We start from the raw sequence: 12670 nt of genomic DNA on the forward strand, positions 1-12670 counted from the left end.
TTCCATCAACACTTGGATAACGGAAAAAGTATTTTTCGTCCAGCATCATTGTGAAACACATCCGCATGCACGTTGAATACCTCCCGCAAGCACTCCACTGTCAGGATTGTATGCGGATCGCCTTGTGCCCGAATCCTGCCGTTTTGCATAATGACAACTTCATCCGCATATTGCAGCGCATGATTGATATCATGGAGTACCATAATCACAGTGATCTTTTTCTTATGATGAAGTTCACTCACGATATCCATAACCTGTAATTGATTGGCAATATCCAAATAGGTAGTCGGCTCATCCAGCAATAAAATCTCCGGCTGCTGTGCCAGCACCATGGCTAAAAAAACCCGCTGACGCTCACCGCCAGACAGATCTGCCACCCGTCTCTGCGCAAAATCAGTTACCCAGGCTGCATCCATGGCCTGTCTTACAGCCAGCAAATCCTGCTGCTGATCGCGGCTAAACATACTCCGATAGGGAAACCGGCCATATTCCACCAGATCTTGCACACTGATATCTGCAGGTGCCATCGTTCCTTGAGGCAAAATAGCCAGCTTACGAGCCAGCGCCTTTCGCGAGAACTTCCGAATATCCTTACCATCCAGCAGAACCTGCCCCTGAAAATCCGTATTGAGTGCTGCCAATGATTTCAGCAAAGTGGATTTCCCCGCACCATTAGGACCAATAATCGCTGTGCGCCTGGCAACGGGAAAGCGCAGGGTTATATCCTGCAAGATACACCGCCCATTGACAGCAAACTGCAAATCACGCGTTTCAATAGACATCATAACTCCCTCCTCAGCAAGAAAAGAAAAAAGGGAGCACCGATAACGGCCATGATAATGCCCACAGGTAATTCCACGGGTGCAAAAGCCAATCTGGCTACCGTATCACAAAGTGTTACCGTTCCCGCCCCCAGCAAAGCTGTAGCGGGAAGCAGCCAACGATAATCCGAGCCAATAAGCAGTCTTGCAGTATGGGGGACAATAAGCCCTACAAAGCCCAAAAGCCCCACCACCGAAACAGCACTGGCTGCCAGCAGGGCTGCAATTGCAGACAACAAAATACGCGTCATCCCCACTCTGAGCCCCAACCCCTTGGCTAACTCATCTCCTAATTGCAAGATATTCAAATGCCGGGCACCGCCCAAAGCCAAAAGGGTGCCTGCCAAGGTATAAGGCCATAGTATTTCCACCTGTGGCCAGCTGCGGGCAGAAAGGCCACCCACCATCCACATCAGGGCACTATGTACCCGATCACTATAAAATATCAACAAGGCCGATATGCCAGCACCAAAGAAAGCAGATACCGCTACCCCAGCCAATACGATACGCAATGGACTGATGCCATTCTTCCAGGCCAAAATATAGATGAGAACAGCTGCTCCCATCGCCCCCAAAAAGGCGGCAGGTGTAATCAGATAAGCATAGGCGGGAAAAACCAGCATGACCATGATGCCACAAATCCCTGCTCCAGATGATACCCCGATGATATGTGGATCAGCCAGTGGATTGCGCATTACCGCCTGTAATATGGCTCCGGATAAAGCCAGGTTCATGCCCACCAGTAAAGCCACTATCGTGCGCGGAAGACGGATATTATAGAGGATCTGCCCATAGGCCCCCGAGGCATCGCCTCCAAACACTTCTATCGCTTCAGTCCAGGGAATATCCACAGAACCTTTAGCCAGGCTTGATATAATTCCAAAACAAGCAAAAGCGGCCAACGCTACCATTAGCAGCGTCCGCCGTTTTGCCGATGATTTACTTTCCATCTGCATCATAAAAAACCTCAGGATAAAGACATGCAGCCATATGCGCTACAGCTTCCGGATAATGGATGCCAGGACTCAGCAAAAAGAGTTCCTGTGGCAGATAATAAACGTTTCCATTCCGTACAGCAGCAACTGATTGCCAGGCAGGACTCTGTAAGGTTTTATCCATACCAGACTTAATGGACTCCATCTTTCCCATACTAGTGATAAAGAGAACCTCAGGATTCTTTTCCACCAATGTCTCTAAGCTATAAGGCGCTGCATCGGGATTCTTAGCCAAAGGCTCCATACCACTGGCCACATTTTCCCATCCCAGCATTTTGGCAATGGAACCAGCAATGCTGCCATCCAACTGCACGGTCAGCCCCTGACTCGTGCTATGGATGATTGCTGTCCGCCGTTTATCGGCCGGGATCTTGTTTTTTACAGCAGCAATCTTTTCATCCATAGCAGCTGCCAGCTGCTGGCCTTTATCCGGATCACCGGTGATCTGCGCCAGTATTTCCACTTCCCGCTTGACATCTTCATAGCTCTTCATATCCAGCACTAAGGTCTTGATGCCATTGGCCTCCAACGTATCCACCAACTTTTCATTCATGCCTTTGTTGATGATAACCAGATTGGGCTGGCAAGCCATGATTTTTTCCGTATCGATCTGATAGACCTTGCCTACACTCGGCAGGTCCTTGGCATAATCAGGCATCTTCGTTTGAGAATCCGGGCGTCCCACCACGAGTTCCGCACCGCCTACGGCTTCCAAAGGTTCCAGGAATGATGCCGAAGTCACGACAATACGAGCAGGCTTCTCATTGAGTTCCACTGTACGTCCCAGATCATCCGTCACCGTGACAAAACTTTTCTGAGCATCAAACCTGCTGACCGCATGGTTGCTTCCACAACCTGCCGCCAGCAAAGCCACTGTAAAAAAAAGCATCAGGAAAAAACCTATTCGACGCTTCATAACATCATCCCCTAATCAGTTCTTACGGGTCAAAATCGTAGAGAGGTAGTTGAGTTTATCCTTCTTATGCGCCAATACATCATAGATGATCTTTTCGTCATCGAGACCTGCACGGCTGACCAGTACAGCCTGTTCTGCCATTTCATTCGCATCGAGCATATTCGCAACTTCTTCGAAGTTCTTGTAAACTTTCATCAGCACCACATTGTCAGCAGCCTGCATGGCCTTTTCTACCTTTTCAGGACTAGCCGTGGCCGGGATGATTGAAAGCACATCGTCCCCTTCTACGATAGGATACCCCAACTGGCTGCCAATAGCCGCAAAGGCAGGAATCCCCGGAATGGTCCTGATTTCTACGCCGGCAGTTTCCAACAGTCGGAACACATAGATATAGGTACTGTAGAACATGGGATCGCCGATGGTCAGGAACGCCACATTCTTGCCTTCATTCAGGAGTCCCAGGATCTCCTGCTTATTGGCTTCCCAAGCATCCGTGCTGTTTTCTGCGAATCCCTTGACCATAGGGAACACCTGATAGACGATTTCCACGTCTTTTTTCAGATAAGGCTTCGCTACAGACAGAGCCACGCTGCCGTCCTTCTTTTCCGTCTTCGGTGCAATCAGCACATCCACCTGCTCAATGGCTTTGATTGCCTTCACCGTCAACAGTTCCGGATCTCCAGGGCCTACACCGATACCATAAAATATTCCACTCATATATCCAAACCTCCATAAAAGTTATCTTAGCTTATCATACTATGCTGACTATTCTCTGTCAAATATTGAGGAAGCCGCCTGCCCCTTTCTGACAGGGAGGACAGACGGCTTTAGTGTGTCATGTTGATGAATATGATTAAATTTTATTTTTCTAATGCATTCCAGGCATCTTCAGCCCGCTTTACATAGAGATCACGGATGGCCTTGTTTTCGCCGATGCCATGAATATAGGCATCAACCTTGTAACCAGCCTTTTCCAAAATGGATTTATGAGAATCTTCTTCCTTACCGGCCATATCATTGTTAGCATGATCACCAGCAACCATCATCATGGGCATGAGCGTTACATGCTTGATACCGTTCTTTTTGAGTTTCGGCATAACCGTTTCAAGGTTTGGCCAGCCTTCTACCGTATAGATATAGACATTCTTCAAACCCATTTCATCAATCTTGGCCTGGATCACGGAATAATAAGCATTGGAAACCTGCGGCGTACCATGAGCCATGATCAGGATAGCATCATCCTTGCCCTGTTTCGGGAACTGAGTGGACAGTGCCTTGATGGTCTCCGTCACATCATCAGCCTGTTCTTCCTGGCCCTGCCAGTACATCAGGGACGTACCCAGCGTCATTTTCTTGAACTGATCTTTGTAGTTATGGTATACACCGATATCGTAGTTGTATTCCATGCCCGGAATAACATCCAGGGATGCCAGCGCTACGCGGGTATAGCCTTCTTTTTTCAGCTGATCCAAAGCTTCTTCCGGAGTCGGATAGGTGATGCCTTCATTCTTCTTCACACGATTGATGATGATGTGGGAGGTATAAGCCGTAACTACCTTCGTATTCGGATGCTTAGCCTGAATTTCCTTCACCGTAGCGTCAATGGTCTTTTCCCGGGTATCCTTGAAAGTCGTACCAAAGGTCATGACCACGATAGCATCCTTGTCAGCCTGATTTGCCATAGCCGGATTCTCATTCTTGAGCACACCGATTTCCGCAGCCTGTTTCAGCGCCTTGGTTGGAGCCTTGACCTCTTCATTCAGCTGATAAGCCGCTTCCGCCGGTACGTAGCTTGCGGAAAAAGCTGCCCCACAGGCAATCGTTGCTGCTAACATTTTCTGCCAATTTTTCATAAACAAAAACCTCCCTAAAACCTGCTGCATAAGAAAAAGCACCTTTCCCGCCGCAGCGCAAAAAGATGCTCTCATCACAAATGACGAAATCCCCTTCCCATCGCTCGCAGGTTCAGCAGCATCCCAATAGCTGCTACGGTGATTGTCAAACAGGCAGTTCTCCTGGCTCGGTTCATCGTTCCTCTGCGCCTTCCCAAAGGCTAAGACCTTCAGTGACTTAACTATGCAGATTCACTCCCCTTACAGTGGCGGGACCGCGCTGGCTTCTACCAGCTTCTCTTTTCAGCAACCGGATGTGCGCCGGTTTGCACCTGTTCCTTCTTATGCAATAAAAACTGTGAAATAACTCACAGGCAGTATTATAACCTATTCATATAAATTTTTCCATAGTTAAAATTTATTTTTCTTGAATTTGTAAAAAAAATCCATGAACCAGCCCATTCAGGAAAGTTCATGGATTTTTGTTCTCTATTAATTCTGTTCAGCCAGCGGCTTCATGGTTGGGAACAGAAGCACGTCGCGGATAGAAGCAGCATCCGTCAGGAACATGACCAGACGGTCGATGCCGATGCCTACGCCCCCCGTTGGCGGTAAGCCGTATTCAAGTGCCATGACGAAATCTTCGTCCATGCCATGTGCTTCATCATCACCAGCTTCACGCTGCTTGAGCTGATCCTCGAAGCGGCCCTTCTGGTCGATAGGGTCATTGAGCTCGGTAAAGCCATTAGCCAGCTCACGGCCATAGATGAAGAACTCGAAGCGGTCCGTAATGCGCGGATCGTCAGCGTTACGCTTAGCCAGCGGAGAGATTTCCGTGGGATGCCCCGTGATGAAGGTCGGCTGCATCAAGGTTTCTTCAACTTTTTCTTCGAAAGCCTGATTCAGGATACCGCCAATACCATGACGCTCCTCGTAGGGAACACCGATTTCATCAGCCAGTTTGCGGGCTTCTTCCACCGTTTCACAGGCCATGAAATCCTTGCCCGTAGCTTCCTTGACGGCATCATTCATGCTGATGCGCTTGACCTTGGACAGGTCGATTTCCACACCCTGATAGTTGATGACAGAGGTACCCAGTACCTTCTGCGCAGCGTTGACCACGATGCCTTCCGTCAGGTCCATCATGTCCGTGTAATCAGCGAAAGCCTGATAGAACTCGATGGAAGTGAATTCCGGGTTATGGCGCACGTCCATGCCTTCGTTGCGGAAGATGCGGCCGATTTCATACACGCGGTCAAGGCCGCCTACGATCAAGCGTTTGAGGTTCAGTTCCGTAGCGATGCGCAGGTACAGATCGATGTCCAGCGTATTGTGATGCGTGATGAACGGACGGGCAGCTGCACCACCAGCAATGGTGGACAAAACCGGCGTCTCCACTTCCAGATAGCCGCGCTCATCGAGGTATTCGCGGATGGAGTTGATGGTCTTCGTGCGGCGGCGGAAGGTCTCACGCACATCCTGGTTCACGATGAGGTCGAGATAGCGCTGACGGTAGCGAATATCCACGTCCTGCAGACCATGGAATTTTTCCGGCAGCGGACGCAGGGACTTGGAGAGCAGGTCGAAATCCTCTACGCGCACCGTGACTTCGCCGCGATGCGTCTTGAAAACCACACCGCGGATGCCGATGATATCACCGATATCAAGGCGGCGGAACTGGCCTTTGTATTTCTCTTCGCCCAATACGTCAATCTTGAAGTACACCTGAATGTTGCCCGTGCGGTCATTCAGCGTGCAGAAAGATGCCTTGCCATGGCCGCGGATAGCCATGAGGCGGCCGGCGATGAATACTTCAGGGCCTTCTTCATCCCCTTCCAGATGGTCATATTCTTTTTTGATATCCGCTGCATAAGCCGTCACATCAAAACGATGGCCAAAGGGAGCCACGCCCATCTCCTGGAAGGCTGCCAGCTTTTCGCGGCGAACCTTCATCATCTCATTCAGGTCTTCCACAGGAGCCTGCTGATTCTGCTTATTTTCTGCCATTTACGCAAATTCTCCTATCTATATTATCTTACTTTAAAATATCCTTGATTTCGTACTTGATCACACCTGCCGGAGCGTGTACGTCAACGACAGCACCGCGCTTCTGGCCCAGCAGTGCCTGTCCCAGCGGGGACTCGTTGGAAATCTTCCCTTCATCCGGATCTGCTTCAGTCGAACCTACAATCATGAACGTTTCCGGACCATCTTCAGCAAATTCCAGGTCAACTACTGAAACCTTGGAACCCATCTGTACCACATCACCGCTGCCAGCTTTGATGATATCGGAGTTACGGATCTTGGCTTCCAGATCAGCAATCTCACCTTCGAGGAATGCCTGCTCATTCTTTGCATCATCATACTCGGAGTTCTCGGACAAGTCACCCAGAGCAATTGCAGCTTTCAAACGTTCTGCAATCTCTATGCGCCGTACGCTTTTCAAATAATTGAGTTTTTCTACGAGTTTATTGTAACCATCTTCGGTCAGCATGACCTTTTTATCTGCCATGTTAAACGCCCCTTTGCAAAATTCATATAATATAACTTTAACATTGTACCCCGCCTGCCCTTTTCTGTCAACCAGCAAGAAAGGCGGCGGGGTACAATTAATCCCTTATTCGCAAAAATATTTCATGGCCGTTTTCTTCCACTCATGCTTAGAATAGAGCATGACATGATTATTGACATGGCTGGCCTTTCCCAAGTCTTTTACCACCTGTTCACACTCTTCCCGACTATGTCCATGCACCATCGTATAAAGATTATACGGCCAATCCTGAGCTGTATTGCGGTCATAGCAATGGGATACAGACGGACAGGCCGCCATCTGTCTGGCAATCTCGTCCAGACGGTCAGCAGGAACTTCCCAGGCCACCAGCACATTAGAGGTAAAGCCCACCTCCCGGTGACGCAGCACAGCGCCCATCTTGCGGATCTTCTTGCTGTCCCGCATGGCCTTCACCCTCTCCAGGAAAAGCTCTTCGCTTATTCCCACCTGTTCAGCCAGTGTCTTGTAGGGTTCAGCCACCAAAGGGAAATCGCCCTGCAGGGCACGGACAATACGCTTGTCTAATTCACTGATTTCTTTCAAAACTTCTGCTGCCATCTGTCCTGCCCCCTTAATGCAATTTAAACTGCACGTTGATCTTGTATTTCTTGTTGGCCTTGAGATTCAGCATATCTTCCACACCATTCAAGGACTGGACTTCGCTGAGAATCTTCGCCTCTGTTTCCAGATTCGGCGTCAGCAGGGTGAACCACAGATTGTAGCGGCCCTCCCGCTCATAGTTATGGGTGGCACCTGGATAGTGATTGATGGCCTCAGCTACAGTCTGCATCTTGGAGGGCTCAACCTTGAGCGCCACCAATGTGCCCTTGTAGCCCAGATTATTGGAGTCAAAGAAGGTGCCGATACGCCGCAGATAGCCTTCTTTTTTCAACTCCTGAACCCTCGTCAGCACCGTCTGCTCATCGGTCCCCAGCTCTTCTGCCAGCTTGGCAAAAGGACGGCTGCATACAGGCAGGCTCCCCTGCAGCAAATTCAACAAGGATTTATCGAAATCCGTCAAAGCCATCATCATAATCCCTCTCCCCTATTCCGTCATCGAGATTCTTTCGCAATTCCCATTGATTTTGCGCAATATGAATCCGATTCATATTTTCTACTATTATTCTAGCAGACTATCCCCGATAACGTCAAGTAAATCTGAACGGCCTTCATTTTTTAAGGAAGAGTACGGCAGCACGGAAATTTCCTTGATGCCCAGCTTACGCTTGATGGCGGCGATATTCTTCGCGCGCTCATTCTTGCCGATCTTATCCACCTTGGTGGCAATGATCAGTACGGGCAGGCCGTTGTCCACGAGCCAGTTGAACATTTCCACGTCAGATGCCATCGGCTCATGACGGCTGTCGATAAGCTGGCAGACAAAGGAAAGCCGTGGGGAATGCAAGAGGTATTCTTCGATAAACTTCGACCAGATCTTGCGTTTTTCCTTGCCCGTCTTGGCATAGCCGTAACCAGGCAGGTCAACGAGGTAAAAGGCCTTGCGCTCCTCGGCTTCCTCAATCTTCACGCCCACCTCAAAGAAGTTGATGGTCTGCGTCTTGCCGGGCTGTGAGGATACTCTTGCCAGATTATTGACTCTTGTCAGGGAGTTTATCAGGGAGGACTTGCCCACATTGGAACGACCAATAAAGACGATTTCCGGCAGATTCCCTTCAGGGTACTGGTCTTTTTTCACGGCGGAAGCCACATAGGTTCCTTGGGTTATAATGACTCTGTCTTTCATGTTCTCATCTCCTTGCAAAAATATGCCACCCCCTTCAAGGGGAGATGGCCACACAGCAACCAGAAGGGATAAGTGCATTCATCCAGCTTATCAAGAGTTCCCCCCTGGTGCCCCGCACCACTTCCCCCTAAAGGGGGCAGCTTTACATATTTTACTTCAGCAACGCAATCTTCAATACTTCATCCATGGATTCCACAGGCTTGAATTCCAGCTTCTCCCGCACAACTTCGGGAATATCGTCGATATCCTTTTCGTTGTCCTTCGGCAGGACGATGGTCTTCATACCTTCCCGATAGGCGGCCAGCACTTTTTCCTTGAGGCCGCCAATGGGCAGCACATGGCCGCGCAGGGTGATTTCTCCAGTCATGGCCACATCGCTCCTGACCTTTTTGCCGGTCAGAGCTGAAATCATGGCCGTAGCCATGGTGATGCCTGCCGATGGGCCATCCTTGGGAATAGCGCCCTCTGGCAAATGGATATGGATATCCTCTTTTTCGTAGAAATCATCCGCAAGTTTCAGTTTGTCCGAACGGCTGCGCACATAAGTCAGGCCGGCCTGCGCCGATTCCTGCATCACGTCACCGATCTGACCGGTCAGGATAAGCTTGCCCTTCCCCTTGAGCACGGTGACTTCGGTCGGCAGGATGGTGCCACCGACTTCCGTCCAGGCCATGCCAGTAACGACACCCACCTGCGGCTTCTTGTTGGCCTTGGTATCCTGGAATTTCACCTTGCCCAAAAAGTCCGTGAGATTTTTCTTCGTGACCTTGACGGGTGCTTCCTCACCTTCCACAATCTTGCGGGCGGCTTTGCGGCAGACGCTGCCGATTTCCCGTTCCAGCTCGCGGACACCAGACTCCCGGGTATAATCACTGATGATTTTCTGCAGTACTCCGGTACCGAAACTGATGTCCTTGGCCTTCAGGCCATTCTGGGTGCGCTGACGCGCCACCAGATAACGCTTGGCAATCTCTAGCTTTTCCACTTCGGTATAGCTGGACAACTGGATGATTTCCATCCTATCCCGCAGGGGACGGGGAATATTGCCCAGATTGTTGGCCGTGACAATCCAGAATACCTTGGAAAGGTCGAACGGCAGATCTACAAAGTGATCGCTGAACGTAGAATTCTGCGCCGGGTCAAGAACCTCAAGCAGAGCTGCCGACGGATCACCATGGTAGTCACCGGAGAGCTTGTCGATTTCATCGAGCAGGAACACAGGATTCTTCTTGCCTACCTTGCGCAGGCCGTCGATAATGCGCCCTGGCATAGCGCCCACATAGGTGCGGCGATGACCACGAATCTCCGCTTCATCCCGGACACCACCTAAAGAAGCTCTTACAAACTCCCTGCCCGTGGCACGGGCTACCGATGTTGCCAGCGAGGTCTTGCCCACGCCGGGAGGCCCGACAAGGCAGAGAATCGGTGCGCTCTTATCCTTGGCCAGCTTATGCACCGCCAGATAATCGAGGATCCTGTCTTTCACTTTGGTCAGTCCATAATGGTCTTCATCCAGGACCTTTTTGGCGGCAGCAATATCCACAGTATCTTCCGATTCCTCATTCCAGGGAAGTTCCAGCAGGCAGTCAATGTAATTGCGGATGACACCGGCTTCAGCGTGCATATTGCTGAAGCTTTCCAACCGGTTCAATTCCTTTTCCACAGCCTTCTGCACAAACTCCGGATAATTTCCCTCGCTGAGCTTCTTGCGTGCCTCATCAATCTCACTCTTGTTGCTGTCACCCAATTCCTGGCGGATGGCCTTGATCTGCTCCCGCAGATAGTAATCCTTCTGGATCTTGTCCATCTGCTTGCGCACCTGCTTGCCAATCTTGTGCTCCATCTGCAGGATTTCCATCTCACGGGTCAGCACACCATAGAGTTTTTCCAAACGCTCCTTGACATCAATGGCCGCCAGCAGCTCCTGACGGGTTTCCACCTTGAGATTAAGATGACTGGCGATAAGGTCGGCCAATCTGCCGGCATCGTCAATGATTGCCACGGAAACCAAGGTTTCGGGCGGAATTTTCTTGGACAGGCGCACCCATTCTTCAAACTGATGCACGACAGCGCGATTCAGCGCTTCCATATTCATGGACGTGTCGATCTTATCGGTGAATTCTTCCACCGCAACAGCATCGAAATTATCCTGTTCATGGAATTCATGAATCAGGGCCCGGCGCTTGCCTTCTACCAATACCCGGACTGTATCACCGGGCAGTTTGATGACCTGGCGGATTTCAGCCACCACACCTACGGGATAGAGCTCCTCGAAGGTGAATTCCTCGGCTTCCGCATCGGTCTGAGTCGTGAGCATGACCTCCCGGTTCTCCACCATAGCCTCCTCAATAGCTGCCATGGAGCGATTCCGGCCCACATCGATATGAATCATCATATAAGGGAATACAACCATGCCCCGCAAGGGCAGCAATGGCAATGTACGCAATTCAGCCATTTGACTCCCTCCTTTTTCCTAAAATAATAATATATAAACAAGGCGCTGCCGCAGCAACGCCTCGCCTTACGCCTGCCATAAGTCAGGCAGATGCTTCACTATTTTGCGCCTTCTTGTCGATGGTCAAAACAGGATCTTTTTTATTATTCACCGTCTCTTTGGTCACATGGCAAGCCGTGACACCTTCAATGGAAGGAATGTCATACATCACGTTACACATGATGCTTTCGATGATCGACCGCAAGCCACGGGCACCGGTCTTGCGCTTCAACGCCTCTTTGGCGATCATGCGCAGGGCCTCATCTTCAAAGGAAAGCTTCACGCCATCCAGCTCCAAAAGCTTGGCATACTGCTTGACCAAGGCATTCTTCGGTTGAGTCAGGATACTGACCAAAGCATCTTCATCCAGAGAGTCTAATGTCACTACCACTGGTACGCGACCGATAAACTCGGGGATGAGCCCATGCTTCAACAAATCCTCTGGTAACAGCTTCTTCAGGATTTCCCCTACATTACGCTGTTGCTTCTTGGACTTGATATTCGCACCAAATCCCATTTGTTTCTGGCCAACACGGCTTTCGATAACTTTCTCAATGCCATCAAAAGCACCACCACAAATAAAGAGGATATTAGTCGTATCAATCTGAATAAGTTCCTGATGCGGATGCTTACGCCCTCCCTGCGGAGGAACAGAAGCTACTGTACCTTCCAGGATCTTCAGCAGTGCCTGCTGCACACCTTCGCCAGATACATCGCGGGTAATGGATGGATTCTCCGACTTACGGGCAATCTTGTCGATTTCATCAATATAAACAATTCCCCGTTCAGCCCTCTCCACATCATAATCAGCAGCCTGAATGAGTTTAAGAAGGATATTCTCCACATCCTCACCCACATACCCGGCTTCAGTAAGTGCTGTGGCATCAGCAATGGCAAAAGGAACATTGATTATCTTTGCCAGAGTCTGCGCCAGCAATGTCTTGCCACTGCCTGTGGGACCAACCATCAAGATATTGGACTTCTGCAGTTCCACATCATCGCTTTTGGTGGCCCCCATATTGATGCGCTTGTAGTGGTTGTAAACAGCCACAGCAAGGCTCTTCTTGGCGTCATCCTGTCCGATTACATACTGGTCTAAGATCGCGCGGATGTCCTTCGGTTTTGGGACGTCCTTCAGTTCTACCTCTGCTTCCTCACTGAACTCTTCTTCAATGATCTCATTGCAGAGCTCAATGCATTCATCACAGATATAGACGCCGGGACCTGCAACCAGCTTTCTTACCTGCTCCTGCGTCTTGCCGCAAAAAGAGCATTTGAGCTGACCTTTTTCATCCCCAAACTTCAACATGACACCAC

The 12670-nt window shown here is 50.0% G+C and carries 12 protein-coding genes and 1 riboswitch; all 12 genes read right to left on the reverse strand.

Going from position 1 to position 12670, the window contains the following annotated elements:
- Positions 1-5: 5 nt before the first annotated feature.
- The 12 genes from BUB68_RS07115 to clpX all read right to left on the reverse strand — a co-directional run bounded on the left by BUB68_RS07115 (position 6) and on the right by clpX (position 12662).
- Positions 6-782, reverse strand: coding sequence for an ABC transporter ATP-binding protein (locus BUB68_RS07115; RefSeq protein ID WP_073089515.1), 777 nt, complete (start codon positions 780-782; stop codon positions 6-8).
- The gene (locus tag BUB68_RS07120; protein WP_371914851.1) at positions 782-1732 is read right to left on the reverse strand and encodes a FecCD family ABC transporter permease; all 951 of its coding nucleotides are present in this window, start codon (positions 1730-1732) and stop codon (positions 782-784) included. Before BUB68_RS07120 ends, BUB68_RS07115 begins: the two co-directional genes overlap by 1 nt.
- Positions 1733-1760: 28 nt before the next feature.
- Positions 1761-2732, reverse strand: a complete 972-nt coding sequence (locus BUB68_RS07125; protein WP_073089518.1) for an ABC transporter substrate-binding protein — start codon at positions 2730-2732, stop codon at positions 1761-1763.
- Between the two features lie 15 nt (positions 2733-2747).
- Positions 2748-3449 carry a precorrin-2 C(20)-methyltransferase gene (gene cobI / locus BUB68_RS07130; protein WP_073089520.1) on the reverse strand — a complete coding sequence of 234 codons (702 nt, stop codon included), beginning with the start codon at positions 3447-3449 and terminating at the stop codon, positions 2748-2750.
- 143 nt (positions 3450-3592) lie between these two features.
- Positions 3593-4585, reverse strand: coding sequence for a sirohydrochlorin cobaltochelatase (locus BUB68_RS07135; protein WP_073089522.1), 993 nt, complete (start codon positions 4583-4585; stop codon positions 3593-3595).
- Between the two features lie 135 nt (positions 4586-4720).
- Positions 4721-4915: riboswitch (cobalamin riboswitch) on the reverse strand.
- Positions 4916-5056: 141 nt separating this feature from the next.
- Positions 5057-6571: a lysine--tRNA ligase gene (gene lysS, locus BUB68_RS07140; RefSeq protein WP_073089524.1), complete on the reverse strand. Its 1515-nt coding sequence runs from the start codon at positions 6569-6571 to the stop codon at positions 5057-5059.
- A gap of 28 nt (positions 6572-6599) precedes the next feature.
- The gene (greA, locus tag BUB68_RS07145; protein WP_073089526.1) at positions 6600-7076 is read right to left on the reverse strand and encodes a transcription elongation factor GreA; all 477 of its coding nucleotides are present in this window, start codon (positions 7074-7076) and stop codon (positions 6600-6602) included.
- A gap of 105 nt (positions 7077-7181) precedes the next feature.
- Positions 7182-7673 (reverse strand): siroheme decarboxylase subunit beta, encoded by a 492-nt coding sequence (ahbB, locus tag BUB68_RS07150; protein ID WP_073089528.1) that lies wholly within the window; start codon positions 7671-7673, stop codon positions 7182-7184.
- 13 nt (positions 7674-7686) lie between these two features.
- Positions 7687-8145 (reverse strand): siroheme decarboxylase subunit alpha, encoded by a 459-nt coding sequence (gene ahbA, locus BUB68_RS07155; RefSeq protein ID WP_073089586.1) that lies wholly within the window; start codon positions 8143-8145, stop codon positions 7687-7689.
- Positions 8146-8235: 90 nt separating this feature from the next.
- Positions 8236-8859: a ribosome biogenesis GTP-binding protein YihA/YsxC gene (gene yihA, locus BUB68_RS07160; RefSeq protein ID WP_073089530.1), complete on the reverse strand. Its 624-nt coding sequence runs from the start codon at positions 8857-8859 to the stop codon at positions 8236-8238.
- Positions 8860-9010: 151 nt separating this feature from the next.
- On the reverse strand, positions 9011-11314 hold the full coding sequence (gene lon, locus BUB68_RS07165; protein ID WP_073089533.1) for an endopeptidase La: 2304 nt from the start codon (positions 11312-11314) through the stop codon (positions 9011-9013).
- A gap of 82 nt (positions 11315-11396) precedes the next feature.
- Positions 11397-12662: an ATP-dependent Clp protease ATP-binding subunit ClpX gene (clpX, locus tag BUB68_RS07170; RefSeq protein ID WP_073089535.1), complete on the reverse strand. Its 1266-nt coding sequence runs from the start codon at positions 12660-12662 to the stop codon at positions 11397-11399.
- Between the last annotated feature and the right edge of the window lie 8 nt (positions 12663-12670).

Source organism: Pseudoselenomonas ruminantium, assembly GCF_900142515.1.
In the GTDB taxonomy this organism is placed as follows: domain Bacteria; phylum Bacillota; class Negativicutes; order Selenomonadales; family Selenomonadaceae; genus Selenomonas_A; species Selenomonas_A ruminantium_D.